Raw genomic sequence first — 16,243 nt, forward strand, 5'->3', positions numbered from 1 at the left:
GCAACGACGATCAGCCGTGGCCGGGGTTGGAGGCGGCGAACTGCGCCTTCTGTGCCGCGCTGGCCTCAACCTGATGCTTCGCCTGCCACTCCTTGTAGGGCATGCCATAGATGATCTCCCGCGCCTCGGGGTCGGCCAGCGGGATGCCCTTCTCCTCGGCGGCGGCGCGGTACCACTTGCTGAGGCAGTTCCGGCAGAAGCCGGCGAGGTTCATCAGGTCGATGTTCTGCACGTCGGTCCGCTCGCGGAGGTGCTCCACCAGGCGACGGAAGGCGGCGGCCTCGAGTTCGGTGCGGGTGGCGGGGTCGATGTCGGGCATGGGGCTCTCCCTCTCGGTCAGGGCCCTAGATGGTCCATACTGGCGCCGAGGCAAAGGGGAGGGGTGAAGGCATGGCGTCTGGCTTCGACGATCCGCGGGCGCGGGCGGCGCTGCACCGGGTGTTCCAGGCGGCGCTCGCGGCGGCCGACCCACTGACGGCGCTGCCGGCGCATCTGCCGGAGGCGCCGCGGGGCCGCTGCATCGTCATCGGCGTCGGCAAGGCGGCGGCGAAGATGGCGCTCGCGGTGGAGCGGGCCTGGCCGGATCGGGCGCTCTCGGGCCTGGTCATCGCAACGCATGGGGCCGATGTGCCGGACCCGCCACAGGGGCGGCGGATCGCGGTGCGCTTCGGCAGCCATCCGGTGCCGGATGCGGCTGGGGCGGCGGCGGCGGCGGAGATGCTCGGGCTGCTGCGGGGGCTCACGGTCGAGGATCTGGTGCTGTTCCTGGTCTCGGGCGGCGGCTCCTCGCTCTCGACCCTGCCGGCGGAGGGCCTCTCCCTCGACGACCTCGTGGCGGTGAACCGGGAGCTGCTGCGCTCGGGCGCGCCGATCCAGGAAATGAACTGCATCCGCAAGCACCTCTCGGCATTCTCCGGCGGGCGGGTGGCGGCGGCGGCGCATCCGGCGCGGGTCGTGACGCTCGCGATCTCCGACGTGCCGGGCGACGACCCCGCGGTGATCGCCTCCGGCCCGACCGTGCCGGACCCCACCAGCTTCGCCGAGGCGCGGGCGCTGGTCGCGCATTACGGCATGCGGCTGCCGCCCGCCGTGACGCGGCATCTGGCGGAGGCGCGTGAGGAGAGCCCGAAGCCGGGCGACCCGCGCCTCGCGGGTGCAGAACTCCGGATGATCGCCACGCCGCTGATGGCGCTCCGGGCCATGGCGCGGGAGGCGGAGGCGCTGGGCCTCGCGCCGCTGATCCTCGGCGATGCGCTGGAGGGCGAGGCCGCCCAGCTTGGCAAGGTGCTGGCCGGCATCGCCCGCAGCAGCGCGGCGCATGGGTTGCCGGTCGGGCGGCCGGCGCTGATCCTCTCCGGCGGGGAGACGACGGTGACGCTGCCGGCGGGCGCCTCCGGGCGGGGCGGGCGGAGCATGGAGGGGCTGCTCGGCCTGGCGCTGGCGCTGGAGGGGCATCCCGGTGTCTGGGCGCTGATGGCGGATACGGACGGAATCGACGGCCGGTCCGACGCGGCGGGGGCCATCGCCGCGCCGGATACGCTGGCGCGGGCGCGGGCGGCGGGGCTCGATCCGAGGGCGATGTTGGCGGGGCATGACAGCTACGGGGTCTTCGCGACGCTCGGAGACCTCATCGTCACCGGACCGACACTGACCAACGTCAACGATGTCCGGGCGATCCTGGTAACTTAATCTAGCCTTCAAATTTAAGGCGGCGATGGCTATGGGCGGGGCAGCTTAAAATCCCTAAGTTGCCCCGATGCGCGACCCAGAACTGGAAGACATCCTGTCCCGGCGCGGCGCCGTGACCCGCATCGCGACGGCCCTCGGCATCTCCCCCGCTGCCGTGTCGCAGTGGCAGCGCGTGCCCGCGGAGCGGGTTGCCGACCTTTCCCGCCTGCTCGACCTGCCGCCGCACCGGCTGCGGCCGGACCTCCACAAGACCCCGCTCGAATGGAACACGCCCCGCATGGCCACCCGCATTCCGCTGCGCCGCCGCCGCCGCACCAAGATCGTCGCGACCCTCGGCCCGGCCAGCTCCACGCCCGAGGTGATCGAACGGCTCTACCGGGCGGGGGCGGATGTGTTCCGGCTGAACTTCTCCCACGGGTCGCACGCCGACCATGCCGAGCGCATCTCGATCATCCGGGCGCTGGAGGGGAAGGTGGGGCGGCCGATCGGCATCCTCGCCGACGTGCAGGGGCCGAAGCTGCGGGTCGGGCGCTTCCAGGGTGGGCGGGTGCAGCTGCAGACCGGCCAGCCCTTCCGCCTCGATCTCAGCCCCAGCCCGGGCGATGTGCGGCGGGTGCAGCTGCCGCATCCGGAGATCATCAAGGCCGCGCAGATCGGCACCAGCCTGCTGCTCGACGACGGCAAGCTGCGGCTGCGCGTCACGCGCGTGCGCGAGGACCATCTGGAGACCGAGATCGTGGTCGGCGGACCGCTGTCCGACCGCAAGGGCGTGAACGTCCCCGACGTGGCGCTGCCGATCCCGGCACTGACCGAGAAGGACCGGGAGGACCTCGCCTTCGTGCTCGACCGGGGCGTCGAGTATATCGGCCTCAGCTTCGTCCAGCGGCCGGAGGATGTGGCCGAGACCAAGGCGATTTGCGCCGGCCGCGCCCTCGTCATGGTCAAGATGGAGAAGCCGCAGGCGGTCGAGAACCTCGATGCCATCATCGCCCTCGCCGATTGCGTGATGGTGGCGCGCGGTGACCTCGGCGTCGAGCTGCCGCCGGAGGAGGTGCCGCTGGTGCAGAAGCGCATCGTCCGCGCGGCGCGGGCGCTGGGCCGGCCAGTGGTCGTTGCCACGCAGATGCTGGAAAGCATGATCTCCGCCCCGGCGCCGACCCGGGCCGAGGCCTCGGACGTCGCCACCGCCGTGTTCGACGGGGCGGATGCGGTGATGCTTTCGGCCGAGACGGCGGCGGGCCAGTATCCCTTCGAGGCGGTCAACATGATGGACCGAATCGTCGCACGGGTGGAACAGGACCCGGATTGGCGCTCGCTCACCGACACTTCGCGGCCCGAGCCAGAGGCGAACAGTGCTGGCGCCATCGCTGCGGCGGCGCGGCAGGTAGCTCATACGATCAAGGCCCAGGTGATCGCCACCTTCACCTCGACCGGATCGACGACGCTCCGTGTGGCGCGGGAGCGGCCGGACTGCCCGATCCTTGGCCTCACCGCCAGCATGGCGAGCGCGCGGCGGCTGGCCGTCGTCTGGGGTGTGCATCCGTTGGTCTCGCAGGAGCCGCATTCGATGAGCGACATGGTGGCGAAGGCGCTGCGCGCCGCGCAGGCCGAGGGTTTCGCCGTGCCCGGGCAGGAGGTGGTGGTGACGGCCGGCGTCCCCTTCGCCACGCCGGGCACGACCAATGCGCTGCGGGTGGCCGCGGTGAAATAGCCGCCGGCGCGGTTTGACCGCGCCTGCCCGCTGTCGCATGCTGGCGCCGGGACGGACCGCCGCAGCGCAAAAGGAATACCCGATGTCCGATGCCGCCATCCCCCTTCTCGATCTCGGTCCCGCCTTCGCCGGCGAGCCCGGCGCGCTGGAGGCCGCCGCCGCCCGGCTGCGCCATATCTGCGAGACGGTCGGCTTCCTTTTCATCGCCAACCATGGCGTGCCCTGGTCGCTGGTGGATGCGACCTTCGATGCCGCCGCGCGCTTTCACGCCCAGCCGCTCGAGGCGAAGATGGCGGTGAAGCTCGACGACGCCATGCAGGGCTACCTGCCCTACAAGAGCAGCACGACGCGGGCCAACGGCCTCGTCGCCGTGCGCAAGCCGAACGAGAACGAGGCCTTCTTCGTCAATCCGGAGCGCGACCCGGCGCGGCCGGCCAATCGCTGGCCGGAGGCGATGCCCGATTTCCGCGAGGTGACGCTGCGCTACTTCGCGGCGCTGGAGGCGCTCGCGCTGCGGCTGCTGCCGCTCTATGCCCGGGCGCTCGACATGCCGGCGGACTATTTCACGCCGCTCTGCCAAAAGTCGCTCAGTTCGCTGCGGCTGACGCATTACCCGCCGGTCGCCTACGGCTCGGATGAGTACGGCATCGCGCCGCATACGGATTCCAGCTTCTTCACGCTGCTGGCGCAGAATCCGGTGCCGGGCCTGCAGATCCGCACCCAGGCGGGCGAGTGGATCTCGGCGCCGGTGATCCCGCAGACCTTCGTGGTCAACACCGGCGACGTGCTGAACCGCTGGACCAACGGGCGCTTCCTGTCCACGCCGCACCGCGCCTTCAACACGATGGATGCGCCGCGCTACGCCATTCCCTACTTCTTCCACCCCGATCCCGAGACGATGATCGAGGCGCTTCCGACCTGCGTCAGCGAGGCCAATCCGCCGCGCTTCCCGGCGCAGACGGTGGGCGACTACATGGCCTGGTTCCGTGGGCAGAACTACAACCACTTCCGCAAGGGTGCCGCCGCCGCAGCGGAGTAGCGCATGATCGCCGAAGGCCGGAATGGCCCGAGGCATGACCCATGCGGCAGAACAGAAAGCCGGACTGCGAGCCGCTCGGGTGATCGCGGATCGTAGTCCGGTGCGGCCAAGAACAGCCAGCCACGGCCCAACGCCCCTGGAGAGCGTCAATGAGGCTGTGCCGTCTTGCCCTGCTGCTCCTGCTGCTGCCCTGCGCCGCCCTGGCGCAGGACCGCCGCAGCACGCTGCGCGTCTCGCTGAACACCGAGTTGCAGGTCCTCGATCGGCTTCTCACCACCATCAATGCCACGCGGGTCTTCGCCTACCTCGTCTTCGACACCCTGGTCAGCCTGGATGCCGAGGGACAGTACCGGCCGCAGATGCTCGAGGGCTGGCAAATCAGCCCGGACCGGCTGACCTATGCCTTCACCCTGCGCGAAGGGCTGGAATGGAGCGACGGCCAGCCGGTGACGGCCGAGGATTGCGTCGCCTCCATCCGCCGTTGGGCGAAGCGGGAGGCGCTCGGCGGCCAGCTCATGGCGGCGACGCGCGAGATGCGCGTGGTGGATGCCAGGCGCTTCGAGATCCGGCTCAACCGCCCCTTCGCCTTCGTCATCGAGGCGCTTGGCAAGGCCGGGCATACCATCCCGGTGATGATGCCGGCGCGCCTTGCGGCGCATGACCCGAACCTGCCGGTGCCGGAGATCGTCGGCTCCGGCCCCTACCGCTTCCTGCAGGCCGAATGGCGGCCGGGCGAGCGGGCCAGCTTCGTCCGCAACCCGCGCTACCGGCCGCGGGAGGAGCCGCCTTCGGCGCTGGCCGGCGGCAAGGTGGCGCGGATGGAGCGGATCGAGCTGGTCAGCATCACCGACCAGGCCACCCGCGCCGCCGCGCTGGAATCGGGGGAACTGGACTTCCTCGAGATCCTGCCCTTCGACTACATCGCCCGGATGCGGCGGAACCGGAACGTCGTGGTCGGCCAGCCGCGCGGCATCGACCAGTTCTATGCCGTGCTGAACGTCAACCATGCGGTGCCGCCCCTCAACGATCCCGCCATCCGCCGCGCCCTGCAGGCGGCGATCGTGCAGCCGGAGGTCATGGCGGCGATGGGCCTGCCGGACGACATGGTCGTGCCCTGGTGCGGCTCGATCTACATGTGCAACGCCGCCGGGACGACTGACGCAGGGACGGAGGGGCTGCGCACCGCCTCGGCGGAACGGGCGAGGGCCCTGCTGCGGGCCAGCGGCTACCGGGGCGAGCCGGTGGTCTTCCTGCATGCCGCGGCCTCGGCGCTGCTCAACCCGATCGGCCTCGTCATGGCCGACCAGATGCGGCGAGCGGGATTGACCGTCGATCTGCGCAGCACCGATTACGCGACGGTCGCGCAGCGGCGCCTCAGCCGGGCGCCGCTGGAGCAGGGGGGGGTGGTCTGTGGCGCCCATCGTCTTCAACGGGGTCGACCTGGCGAACCCGCTGGCCAATCCCCTGATCGCCTACAACTGCGTCGACTATCCCGGCTGGTACTGCGACCCGCGCCTCGCTGGCCTGACCGCCCGCTACTCCGAAGCGGCGACGCCCGAGGCGGCCCGGGCGCTGGCCGATGAGTTGCAGGCGACGGTGCACGACGCCGTCACCTTCGTCCCCGGTGGCCAGTTCTCGGGACCGCCGGCCTGGCGGGCCGAGCTGCGCGGGGTAGTCCCGTTCAGCTTCCCGGTCTTCTGGGGGGTGGAGCGCCGCTGACGTCTGCCCCGGGCCTTGCCGCGGGGCGGTTGCCATGCCATATGGCGCCCCGTCGCGGGCGGGCCTGACCCGGCGCGGCAAATTCACACGCGGCGCGCCCTTCCCGCACGGCAGGGTCCGGTCCCGGGGTTTTTCCCGGGAAGGCGCCGCGGAGGCTCAACCGGACTGACAGGAAGGATTTCGCCCGATGGCGATGCCCCAGGTTTCCCTTCGCCTGCTGCTTGAGGCAGGCGTGCATTTCGGCCACCATACGCGGCGCTGGAACCCGCGGATGGCGCCCTACATCTTCGGCGTCCGCAACCAGGTCCACATCCTCGACCTGCAGCAGACCGTCCCGATGCTCGACCGCGCGCTGCGCGCCGTGCGCGACGTGGTGGCGGCCGGCGGCCGCGTGCTTTTCGTCGGCACCAAGAAGGCGGCGGCCGAGTATGTGGCCGAGGCAGCGACCCGCTGCGGCCAGTACTACGTCAACCACCGCTGGCTTGGCGGCATGCTGACGAACTGGAAGACCATCACCGGCTCCATCAAGCGCCTGAAGCAGATGGAGGAGCAGCTCGGCGGCAACATCACGGGTCTCACCAAGAAAGAGATTCTGATGCTGACGCGCGAGAAGGAGAAGCTCGACCGCGCGCTCGGCGGCATCAAGGAGATGGGCGGCTTGCCCGACATCATCTTCGTCATCGACGTGGTGAAGGAGAAGCTGGCGATCGAGGAGGCCAACAAGCTCGGCATCCCCGTCATCGCCGTGGTCGACAGCAATGCCGATCCGCAGGGCGTCGCCTTCCCGATCCCGGGCAATGACGACGCGATCCGCGCGATCAACCTCTACTGCGACCTGATCGCCGGTGCCGTCATCGACGGCATCTCGGCCGGGCTGCAGGCCTCGGGCGTCGACATGGGCGCCGTCGAGGAGCTGCCCGAGGACGAGGCGCTGACCGCCGCCGCCGAGGAAGCGACGCCGCAGGAGTTCACCGCGGCCGCCGCGGCCGAGGAAGCCCCGGCCGAGCAGCCTGCCGCGCAGGCCTGAATGATTGTCCCGCCTCAGGGCGGGGCCGTATTGGACTGATCTGTTATGGCGGCCGTCCGGACAGGACGGCCGCGTTCCTGTGGGGGTTTGATCCATGGCCGAAATCACTGCAGCGATGGTCCGCGACCTGCGCGACAAGACCGGCGCCGGCATGATGGACTGCAAGAAGGCCCTGGTGGAGTCGAACGGCGACATGGAAGCCGCGATCGACTGGCTGCGGAAGAAGGGCCTCTCGGCCGCCGCCAAGAAGTCCGGCCGCGTCGCCGCCGAGGGGCTGGTCGGCGTTGCCAGCGCGCCGAACGTTGCCGCCATGGTCGAGGTGAATGCCGAGACCGACTTCGTCGCCCGCAACGAGCAGTTCCAGAACTTCGTCTCCGAGGTGGCGGGCCTGGCCCTGACCGTCGGCGAGGACGTCGAGGCGCTGAAGGCGGCGACCTATCCCGGTGCGCAGCATAGCGTGGCCGAGGAGCTGACGCGCCTCATCGCCACCATCGGCGAGAACATGGCGATCCGCCGTGCGCGCCGGCTCGAGGTCAGCAGTGGCGCCGTCGCCACCTATACCCACAACGCCATCCGCCCGGGCCTTGGCAAGATCGGCGTGCTGGTCGCGCTGGAGGCGGCGTCGGAGATCGATGCGCTCGAAGGCCTCGGGCGGCAGATCGGCATGCATGTTGCCGCGACCAGGCCGGAGGCGCTCGATGTCACCGCCGTCGATCCCTCCGCCCTCGAGCGGGAGAAGGCGGTGCTTTCCGAGCAGGCACGGGCCAGCGGCAAGCCGGAGGCCATCATCGAGAAGATGGTCGAGGGCCGCATCCGCAAGTACTACGAGGAAGTGGTGCTGCTGGAGCAGGTCTGGGTGCATGACGGCGAGAGCCGGGTGAAGGCCATCGTCCAGAAGGCCGGCGGCAAGCTGACCGGCTTCGCCCGGTTCCAGCTCGGCGAGGGCATCGACAAGCCGGTCGGGCCGGACTTCGCCTCCGAAGTGGCGAAGGTGTCGGGCGTCGGCGCCGCCTGATCCGAAACCGTTGCATGCGGGTGGGGCCTCCGCTCACCCGCATGTGGCGTCCGCGGCTCGACCAGGGCCTTGCGGGGCCGGGGGTTGCTGCATATCGTTCCTCGCCCCCGTGACGGTCCCATAATGAACCAGCCGACCAGCTACAAGCGTGTCATGCTCAAGGTGTCCGGCGAGGCGCTGATGGGCAATCGCGACTACGGCCTCGAATCGGCCACGGTCCGCCGCATTGCGGAGGATGTGAAGGGCGCGGTTGCGCTCGGTGCGGAGGTCTGCCTCGTCATCGGCGGCGGCAACATCTTCCGCGGCATCGCCGGCGCCGCGGCCGGCATGGATCGCGCCCAGGCCGACTACATGGGCATGCTGGCGACGGTGATGAACGCGCTGGCCATGCAGTCGGCACTCGAAAAGCAGGGCCTGCCGACCCGGGTGCTGAGCGCCATCCCCATGCAGTCACTCTGCGAGCCGTATATCCGCCGGCGGGCCATCCGCCACATGGAGAAGGGCCGGGTGGTGATCTTCGCCGCCGGCACGGGCAACCCCTTCTTCACCACCGACACCGCCGCCGCGCTGCGCGCCGCGGAGATGGAATGCGACGCGCTCTTCAAGGGCACGCAAGTGGACGGCGTCTATTCCGCCGACCCGCGCAAGAACCCGAAGGCGGAGCGCTACGTGACGCTCACCTATCTCGACATGCTCGCCCGGGACCTGCTGGTGATGGATGCCGCAGCGATCAGCCTGTGCCGCGAGAACAAGCTGCCGATCATCGTCTTCAATATCCACGAGCCCGGCGCCTTCACCGCGGTCATGCAGGGCGAGGGGAAGTTCACCACGGTGGTCGAGCAGCACTGACGCCGCCCGCTTCCCGCCATCTTCGCATGGTGGATTGAGCTTGAATGCGCCCTGGGCCTGGATGTGCCCTGGGCGCGATGTGACGAGGCCCGGGACCATGTCCAGGGCCGCACCGATCGGGAGAGACGGGCCATGCCGGCCGACCTCAAGACGCTGAAACAGGACCTCACGCGCCGCATGGACGGCGCGATCGAGATGCTCAAGAAGGAATTCTCCGGCCTCCGGACCGGCCGCGCCAGCCCGGCGCTGCTGGAGCCCATCCGGGTGGAGGCCTATGGCAACAACCAGCCACTGAACCAGGTGGCCAATGTCTCGGTCTCGGGGCCCGGGCTGCTCTCGGTGCAGGTCTGGGACAAGTCGGTGGTGAAGGCGGTCGAGATCGCCATCCGCGATTCGGGGCTGGGGCTGAACCCGCAGACCGAGGGTCAGGTGATCCGTGTGCCGCTGCCGCCGCTGACCCAGGAGCGGCGCAACGAGCTCATCAAGACCGCCGGCAAGTATGCCGAGAGCGCCAAGGTGGCGATCCGCGGCGTCCGCCGCGACGGGATGGAGCAGGTGAAGGCGCAGGAGAAGGACAAGAAGGCACCGATCAGCCAGGACGACGTCAAGCATTGGTCCGACGAGGTGCAGAAGCTGACCGATCAGTACATCAAGCAGATCGACAGCACGCTGGCCGAGAAGGAAAAGGACATCCGGCAGGTTTGAGCCTCGTGTCGGGCGCCCCCAAGCTCCAGCCGCTGCCCGATGCCGCGCCACAGGGTACGTCCCCCGGCGCGCTGCCGCAGCATGTGGCCATCATCATGGACGGCAACCGGCGCTGGGCCGAGGCGCGCGGCCTGCCGGTCGCGCTCGGCCACAAGGCGGGGGCGGAAGCGGTGCGCCGCACCATCGAGGCCTGTGCCGAGCAGGGCATCGGCTGGCTGACCCTCTTCGCCTTCTCCTCGGAGAACTGGCTGCGGCCGGCCGATGAGGTGCGGGCGCTGACCGGGCTGCTGAGGGTTTATCTGCGCTCCGAGGTGGCGACCTTCGCCAAGGAGGGCATCCGCCTCCGGGTGATCGGCGACCGGGCGCGGTTCGGTGCCGAGATGGTGCGGGAGATCGACCAGGCGGAGGCGGTCACCGCCGGCGGAACGCGGCTGAACCTCAATGTCGCGCTTTCCTACGGCGCGCGGGACGAGATCCTCGCCGCGGCGCGGGCCGTGGCGGCGGCGGTGCGGGATGGGCGGCTGGACCCGGAGGCGATCGACGACGCGGCCTTCGCGCGGCACCTCTTCACTGCCGGGATGCCGGACCCGGACCTCATCATCCGCACCTCGGGCGAGCAGCGGCTGTCGAATTTCCTGCTCTGGCAGGCGGCCTATGCCGAATTCGTCTTCCAGGACGTGCTCTGGCCGGATTACGGCGCCGAGCACCTGGCGCGGGCGCTGCGCGATTACGGCCGGCGGGAGCGGCGCTTCGGCGCTCGCACGGGCTGAGCGGCCACCGCGCGTGACCGACCCGGCCGCCCGGCCTGCCTCGCGCTGGCCTGACCTGCGCAAGCGTGCTCTCTCCGCCCTCCTGCTCGGGCCGGCGGCCCTGCTCTGCATCTGGCTGGGGGCGGAGGCCTGGACGGCGCTGATGGCCGCCGCCGTCGCCTTACTGGCCTGGGAATGGGTGCGGCTTTGCGGCTTCTCGACCAAGCGCCCGCCGGGGATGGTGGTGCCGGTGGCGGTGCTGCTGGCGGGCGTGCTGGCGGTGGGCGGGGCCTGGAATTGGGCCTTCGCCGTGCTGGGCTTCGGCTTCCTCGGCCTCTGGGCGGTGGCCGAGCCGCCGCGCTTCCGCCGGGCGGTGCCGGGCTTCTGGCTGGCCTTCGGGGTAATCTATATCGGCCTCGCCGGTGTCTCCCTCATCCATCTGCGGGGCGACGAGGCGGCGGGGTTGCGCAACGTCATCTTCCTCTTCCTGATCGTCTGGTCGAGCGATATCGGCGCCTATGCCGCCGGCCGGGCCTTTGGCGGGCCGAAGCTGGCGCCGGCCATCTCCCCCAACAAGACCTGGTCCGGGGCAATGGGCGGGCTCGTCTCGGCGATGGCGGTCGGCGCGCTCTCGGCGTATGTGATGGAGCCGGCGACGGTGCCCCTTCCGCGGGTGCTGATGATCGCCGCCATCCTCGGCCTGCTTTCGCAGGCGGGGGATCTGTTTGAAAGCTGGATCAAGCGGCGCTTCAACGTGAAGGATTCCTCCCGCCTCATCCCCGGCCATGGCGGCCTGCTGGATCGGCTGGACGGGGTGATCTCGGCCGCGCCCGCCGCGGCGCTGCTTGGCGTGCTGCTGGGCCCTGGGGAAGCCTTATGGCGTTGAAGCGTATCACCGTTCTCGGCAGCACCGGCTCCGTCGGCCGCAGCACCATGGCCCTGCTGGAGGCGGCGCCGCCCGGGCGCTTCGCGGTGGAGGCGCTGGTCGCCGGGCGCGACGTGACCGCGCTCGCCGCCCAGGCCCGGCGCTTCGGGGCGCAGCTGGCAGTGGTGGCCGACCCTGCCTGCCTCGGCGCCCTGCGCGAGGCGCTGGCCGGCAGCGGGATCGAGACCGCGGCAGGGCCGGAGGCGGTGGTCGAGGCCGCCGCCCGCCCGGCCGACTGGACCATGGCGGCGATCGTCGGCGCGGCCGGGCTGCGCAGCACCCTCGCCGCACTCGGCCGCGGCGGCACGCTGGCGCTGGCCAACAAGGAGAGCCTGGTCTGCGCCGGCGAGATCGTCCTCGCCGAGGCCCGGCGCTCCGGGGCGACGCTGCTGCCGGTCGACTCCGAGCACAACGCCATCTTCCAGGCGCTCGACACCCGCGACCCGGCGGTGATCGAGAAGATCGTGCTGACCGCCTCGGGCGGGCCCTTTCGCAACGCCGACCTCGCCACCATGCGGGCGGCGACGCCGGAGGCGGCGGTACGCCACCCGGTCTGGTCCATGGGCGCCAAGATCTCGGTCGACAGCGCCACCATGTTCAACAAGGGGCTGGAGCTGATCGAGGCGGCCCGGCTCTTCCCGGTGCCGGAGGAGCGGATCGAGATCCTGGTCCATCCGCAATCGACCGTGCACGGCCTCGTCCAGTATGCCGATGGCTCGGTCCTCGCGCAGCTCGGCTCGCCCGACATGCGCACCCCCATCGCCCATGCGCTCGCCTGGCCGGAGCGGATGGCCGTCGATGTGCCACGGCTCGACCTGGCAACGCTCGGCAGGCTGGAATTTTTTGCTCCGGATGCGATACGCTTCCCCGCCCTTCGGCTATGCCGGGCGGCGTTGCAGGCAGGGCAGGGCGCCACCACCATATTGAATGCCGCGAATGAAGTGGCGGTGGCGCTGTTCCTCGACCGGCGGCTCGGCTTCCTCGACATCGCCGCGGTGGTGGAAGAGACGCTGGAAGCCCTCGGCAACCCTGCGATCGATGGGCTCGAGGCGGTGCTGGCCGTGGATGCGGCGGCGCGTGAGGAAGCCGGCCGGCTCGCCGCGAGGCGGGCGGCGGCCTGAGCAGGAGCGACGGTTTTGGAATCGTTTGGCTATCTCTGGAACATGCTGCCGGCTCTGCCGCGGACGCTGATCGCCTTTGCCATCGTGCTCGGTGTCCTCGTCTTCGTCCATGAGATGGGCCACTACCTCGCCGCCCGCTGGCGCGGCGTGCATGTCGATGCCTTTTCCATCGGCTTCGGACGGCCGCTGCTCCAGGGGCGCGACCGGCGCGGGACGGAATGGCGGCTCGGCTGGATACCGCTTGGCGGCTACGTGAAGCTGCATGGGCAAGAGACGCCCGAGGATGTCCCCCCGGAGGTTCGGGCGAACTGGCAGCCGGGGCGGACCTTCCACGAGAAGTCGGTCGGCGACCGCGCCATCGTCGTCGCGGCCGGGCCGGTCGCCAATTTCCTCCTCGCCATCCTGCTCTTCGCCGGGCTGTTCATGACGATCGGCCAGCCGGTCGGCGGCACGGGCATCAACACCGTCGTCGAAGGCTCGGCCGCGGCGCGGGCCGGGCTGCTGCCGGGCGATGCCATCCTTTCTCTCGACGGGCAGCGGGTCAGCCGCTTCGAGCAGGTGCAGCGCTACATCCAGCCGCGGGCGGGCCAGCCGGTGGCAGTGGCCATCACCCGCGACGGCGCCGAGCAGACCGTGACCGTGACGCCCGATGCCAGGGACAATGGCAGCGGCCTGGTCGGCGTGCTCGGCATCCAGGGCGGCGCCTCCCGGTTCGAGCGGTTGGACCCGGCCTCGGCCGTCGCGGCCGGCGCGGTGCAGACGGCTGACATCACCTGGCAGACGCTGAAGGGCATCGGTGAGATGCTCGTCGGCGAGCGCAGCGCCAAGGAACTCGGCGGGCCGATCCGCATCGCCGAGGTGTCGGGCGAGGCGGCCTCGCTCGGCCTGTCGCCGCTGATCAACCTGATGGCGCTGCTCTCGGTGAGCCTCGGCCTGCTGAACCTCTTCCCCATCCCGTTGCTGGATGGCGGGCATCTCGTCTTCTATGCGGCGGAAGCAATTCGTGGCCGGCCGCTGCCGCCGCGGGCGCAGGAATACGGCTTCCGGGCCGGATTCGCGCTGTTGGTCTCGCTCTTCCTCTTTGCCTCCTGGAACGACATCGCCGGCGGGGCCATCGGGCGCTGGGTTGCGGGCCTTGTAGGCTAGGCTTTTTACCCGTCTGCGATGCGCCGGCTAAGTCTTTGAGCGGATTAGTAGCGAAGACGCGAGGTGTGGGGTGGCGGTGGCGCGGGTGCGCGGCTATTCTCCGGCCCGCCGCTGAACCCCAACGTTACGGGACTGCACTTTGCTCCCTTCCTTCCGCGTCCTCCTCGCTGCCACCGCCTGCATTGCCTCGGGTCTGATCCCGGTGGCCGCCGAGGCGCAGACCCGCCAGCAGCAGGCCCAGGCCCAGGCGCGGCCGCGCCCGGCGGCACGCGCCGTGCCCGCCCGGCCTGCGGCAGCGGACGGGATCGTCCAGGCGATCGACGTCACCGGCAACCAGCGCATCGAGGGCGACACCATCCGCTCCTACATGCTGCTGCAGCCGGGCGACGCCTTCGATGCCGACCGGCTCGACCGCAGCCTGAAGTCACTCTACGCGACCGGCCTCTTCAGCGACGTGCAGATGCGCCGCGAGGGCGGCCGCGTCCTGGTGCAGGTGATCGAGAACCCGATCGTCAGCCGCGTCGCCTTCGAGGGCAACAGCAAGATCTCGGACGACGTGCTGGGCAAGGAAATGCAGCTCCGCTCGCGCTCCGTCTACACCACCCAGGCGGTGCAGGCCGACCGCCAGCGGATCATGGACCTTTATGCCCGCCGCGGCCGCTTCGCCGCGACCGTCGAGCCGAAGATCATCCAACGCGACCAGAACCGCATCGACATCGTCTACGAGATTCAGGAAGGCAGTGCGGCCCTTGTCGCCCGCATCAATTTCGTCGGCAACCAGGCCTATTCGGACAGCAAGCTGAAGGAGATCGTGGCGACCAAGGAGCAGGCCTGGTACCGGCTGCTCTCGACATCCGACCAGTTCGATCCGGAGCGCCTGACCTTCGACCGCGAGCTGCTGCGCCGCTACTACCTCCGCAACGGCTATGCCGATGTGCAGGTCACCAATGCGACGGCGGAGCTGGCGCAGGACCGCACCGGCTTCTTCGTCACCTATTCGATCGATGAGGGCGTGCGCTACCGCGTCGGCAAGGTGGAGGTCGTCTCCAACATCCGCAACCTCGACGCGACGAGCGTGCGGCGGCTGGTCGATGTCTCGGATGGCGACTGGTATGACGGCGATGTCGTCGAACGCACCGCGCAGGCGATCCAGGATGCCGCGAACCTTCGTGGTTTCCCCTTCGTCGACGTGCAGCCTCGCATCACTCGCAACCGCGAGGACCGGAGGGTCGACCTGACCTTCGAGATCAACGAGGCGCCGCGGGTCTATGTCGAGCGCATCGAGATCAACGGCAACACCCGCACGCAGGACCGCGTGCTGCGGCGTGAATTCCGTCTGGCCGAGGGCGATGCCTTCAACGCTGCGCAGATCCGGCGCAGCCGGCAGCGGCTGCGCGACCTCGGCTACTTCTCCGACGTGCAGATCACCTCGACGCCGGGCAGCGCGCCGGACCGGGCGGTCCTCAACACCCAGGTCGCCGAGCGGGCCACGGGCGAGGTCTCGATCGGCGGCGGCTACTCGACGGATGCGGGCGCGCTGGCCGATGTGGGCCTGCGCGAGCGCAACCTGCTCGGCACCGGCATCGACGCACGCATCAACGGCACTATCGCCCAGCGCCGCAGCCAGATCGATATCTCGGTCACCGACCCCTATTTCCTCGACCGCAACCTCGCGGCCGGCGTCGACGTCTTCTACGTTCAGCGCAACCTGCTGAACATCGCCTCCTACCGCGAGGAGCGGCAGGGCTTCACCCTCCGCATGGGCTATGCCTTCAACGAGCGGCTGCGGCAGACCTGGGCCTACACCCTCACCAACCGGCGCATCACGGACATCGCCGAAGGTGCCTCCCGCTTCATCACCGAGCAGCGCGGCGCGACCCTGCTGTCGCAGATCGGCCAGACGCTGACCTACGACCTGCGGGATTCAATCGTCGATCCGCGTCGCGGCGCCGTGCTCCGCCTCGGCACCGACTTCGCCGGCCTCGGCGGCGACGTGGCCTATCTCCGCGCACGGCTCGACGGCACCTACTACGTCCCGCTCGAATCCTGGCTCGGCGACCCGGACTACCTGCTCTCGATCTCCGGCAGCGTCGGCTATCTCGAGGACCTGTTCGGCAAGCAGACCCGCATCATCGACCGCTTCTTCCTCGGCGGCGAGAACCTCCGCGGCTTCCGCATCGCCGGCGCCGGCCCGCGCGACATCAATACCCGCGACAGCCTCGGCGGCCGGTTCCTCTGGACGCAGACAACCGAGTTGCGCTACCCGCTGCCCCTGCCGGCCGAACTCGGGCTGGTCGGACGTGCCTTCGTCGATGTCGGCGCGTTGTCGCAGAGCGCGAGCGGCGCAGGCGTCGTCGACGATTCCTCGCCGCGGGTCGGTGCCGGCGTCGGCGTCTCCTGGCGGAGCCCATTCGGCCTGATCAATATCGACATCGCCCAGGCGGTGGTGAAGAAGTCCTACGACGAGACCCAGGTCTTTCGGTTCGGCTTCGGCACCCGGTTCTGACCGCAGCTTGTGACCCCGATCATCTGAACCCTGGGATTGTCC

The 16,243-nt window shown here is 70.1% G+C and carries 15 protein-coding genes; 14 read left to right on the plus strand and 1 reads right to left on the minus strand.

Features of this window, described 5'->3' with window-relative positions:
* Positions 1 to 10 precede the first annotated feature (10 nt).
* Complete coding sequence (locus LH62_RS19105) at positions 11 to 319, minus strand: DUF1244 domain-containing protein (protein ID WP_043363653.1); 309 nt, start codon at positions 317 to 319, stop codon at positions 11 to 13.
* Between the two features lie 71 nt (positions 320 to 390).
* On the opposite strand from LH62_RS19105, the gene LH62_RS19110 reads away from it, so the two are divergent.
* The 14 genes from LH62_RS19110 (at position 391) to bamA (ending at position 16,201) form a co-directional block, all read left to right on the plus strand.
* On the plus strand, positions 391 to 1,689 hold the full coding sequence (locus LH62_RS19110; RefSeq protein ID WP_043363654.1) for a glycerate kinase: 1,299 nt from the start codon (positions 391 to 393) through the stop codon (positions 1,687 to 1,689).
* Positions 1,690 to 1,966: 277 nt separating this feature from the next.
* Positions 1,967 to 3,400 carry a pyruvate kinase gene (gene pyk, locus LH62_RS19115; protein ID WP_043366173.1) on the plus strand — a complete coding sequence of 478 codons (1,434 nt, stop codon included), beginning with the start codon at positions 1,967 to 1,969 and terminating at the stop codon, positions 3,398 to 3,400.
* A gap of 82 nt (positions 3,401 to 3,482) precedes the next feature.
* Positions 3,483 to 4,439, plus strand: a complete 957-nt coding sequence (locus LH62_RS19120) for an isopenicillin N synthase family oxygenase (RefSeq protein ID WP_052214698.1) — start codon at positions 3,483 to 3,485, stop codon at positions 4,437 to 4,439.
* 149 nt (positions 4,440 to 4,588) lie between these two features.
* A complete protein-coding gene (locus tag LH62_RS19125) occupies positions 4,589 to 6,022 on the plus strand; it encodes an ABC transporter substrate-binding protein (RefSeq protein ID WP_052214699.1) in 1,434 nt (477 codons plus the stop codon).
* A gap of 13 nt (positions 6,023 to 6,035) precedes the next feature.
* Positions 6,036 to 6,158 carry a hypothetical protein gene (locus tag LH62_RS32425; protein WP_255360003.1) on the plus strand — a complete coding sequence of 41 codons (123 nt, stop codon included), beginning with the start codon at positions 6,036 to 6,038 and terminating at the stop codon, positions 6,156 to 6,158.
* A 187-nt stretch (positions 6,159 to 6,345) separates the two neighbouring features.
* Positions 6,346 to 7,185 carry a 30S ribosomal protein S2 gene (gene rpsB, locus LH62_RS19130; RefSeq protein ID WP_043363655.1) on the plus strand — a complete coding sequence of 280 codons (840 nt, stop codon included), beginning with the start codon at positions 6,346 to 6,348 and terminating at the stop codon, positions 7,183 to 7,185.
* A 94-nt stretch (positions 7,186 to 7,279) separates the two neighbouring features.
* Positions 7,280 to 8,200 carry a translation elongation factor Ts gene (gene tsf / locus LH62_RS19135; RefSeq protein WP_043363656.1) on the plus strand — a complete coding sequence of 307 codons (921 nt, stop codon included), beginning with the start codon at positions 7,280 to 7,282 and terminating at the stop codon, positions 8,198 to 8,200.
* Between the two features lie 123 nt (positions 8,201 to 8,323).
* The gene (pyrH, locus tag LH62_RS19140) at positions 8,324 to 9,049 is read left to right on the plus strand and encodes a UMP kinase (RefSeq protein ID WP_043363657.1); all 726 of its coding nucleotides are present in this window, start codon (positions 8,324 to 8,326) and stop codon (positions 9,047 to 9,049) included.
* Between the two features lie 132 nt (positions 9,050 to 9,181).
* Positions 9,182 to 9,754, plus strand: coding sequence for a ribosome recycling factor (frr, locus tag LH62_RS19145; protein ID WP_043363658.1), 573 nt, complete (start codon positions 9,182 to 9,184; stop codon positions 9,752 to 9,754).
* 5 nt (positions 9,755 to 9,759) lie between these two features.
* Positions 9,760 to 10,524: a polyprenyl diphosphate synthase gene (gene uppS / locus LH62_RS19150; RefSeq protein WP_052215020.1), complete on the plus strand. Its 765-nt coding sequence runs from the start codon at positions 9,760 to 9,762 to the stop codon at positions 10,522 to 10,524.
* Between the two features lie 13 nt (positions 10,525 to 10,537).
* On the plus strand, positions 10,538 to 11,389 hold the full coding sequence (locus LH62_RS19155) for a phosphatidate cytidylyltransferase (protein WP_043363659.1): 852 nt from the start codon (positions 10,538 to 10,540) through the stop codon (positions 11,387 to 11,389).
* Positions 11,380 to 12,549 carry a 1-deoxy-D-xylulose-5-phosphate reductoisomerase gene (gene dxr, locus LH62_RS19160; RefSeq protein WP_043363660.1) on the plus strand — a complete coding sequence of 390 codons (1,170 nt, stop codon included), beginning with the start codon at positions 11,380 to 11,382 and terminating at the stop codon, positions 12,547 to 12,549. The genes LH62_RS19155 and dxr overlap by 10 nt, the downstream gene beginning before the upstream one ends.
* A 42-nt stretch (positions 12,550 to 12,591) precedes the next feature.
* Positions 12,592 to 13,695, plus strand: a complete 1,104-nt coding sequence (gene rseP, locus LH62_RS19165; RefSeq protein WP_043366177.1) for an RIP metalloprotease RseP — start codon at positions 12,592 to 12,594, stop codon at positions 13,693 to 13,695.
* A 139-nt stretch (positions 13,696 to 13,834) separates the two neighbouring features.
* On the plus strand, positions 13,835 to 16,201 hold the full coding sequence (bamA, locus tag LH62_RS19170) for an outer membrane protein assembly factor BamA (protein ID WP_052214700.1): 2,367 nt from the start codon (positions 13,835 to 13,837) through the stop codon (positions 16,199 to 16,201).
* Positions 16,202 to 16,243: the final 42 nt, after the last annotated feature.

Source organism: Belnapia sp. F-4-1 (assembly GCF_000802185.1).
Taxonomy (GTDB): Bacteria; Pseudomonadota; Alphaproteobacteria; order Acetobacterales; family Acetobacteraceae; genus Belnapia.

Excerpts from the sequence above, each read along its gene's own strand:
- rpsB (WP_043363655.1), top strand. The coding sequence starts at position 6,346 with ATGGCGATGCCCCAGGTTTCCCTTCGCCTGCTGCTTGAGGCAGGCGTG.
- rseP (WP_043366177.1), top strand. The coding sequence starts at position 12,592 with ATGCTGCCGGCTCTGCCGCGGACGCTGATCGCCTTTGCCATCGTGCTC.
- LH62_RS19125 (WP_052214699.1), top strand. The coding sequence starts at position 4,589 with ATGAGGCTGTGCCGTCTTGCCCTGCTGCTCCTGCTGCTGCCCTGCGCC.
- LH62_RS19105 (WP_043363653.1), bottom strand. The coding sequence starts at position 319 with ATGCCCGACATCGACCCCGCCACCCGCACCGAACTCGAGGCCGCCGCC.
- dxr (WP_043363660.1), top strand. The coding sequence starts at position 11,380 with ATGGCGTTGAAGCGTATCACCGTTCTCGGCAGCACCGGCTCCGTCGGC.
- LH62_RS19110 (WP_043363654.1), top strand. The coding sequence starts at position 391 with ATGGCGTCTGGCTTCGACGATCCGCGGGCGCGGGCGGCGCTGCACCGG.
- pyrH (WP_043363657.1), top strand. The coding sequence starts at position 8,324 with ATGAACCAGCCGACCAGCTACAAGCGTGTCATGCTCAAGGTGTCCGGC.
- tsf (WP_043363656.1), top strand. The coding sequence starts at position 7,280 with ATGGCCGAAATCACTGCAGCGATGGTCCGCGACCTGCGCGACAAGACC.
- LH62_RS19120 (WP_052214698.1), top strand. The coding sequence starts at position 3,483 with ATGTCCGATGCCGCCATCCCCCTTCTCGATCTCGGTCCCGCCTTCGCC.
- pyk (WP_043366173.1), top strand. The coding sequence starts at position 1,967 with ATGGCCACCCGCATTCCGCTGCGCCGCCGCCGCCGCACCAAGATCGTC.
- frr (WP_043363658.1), top strand. The coding sequence starts at position 9,182 with ATGCCGGCCGACCTCAAGACGCTGAAACAGGACCTCACGCGCCGCATG.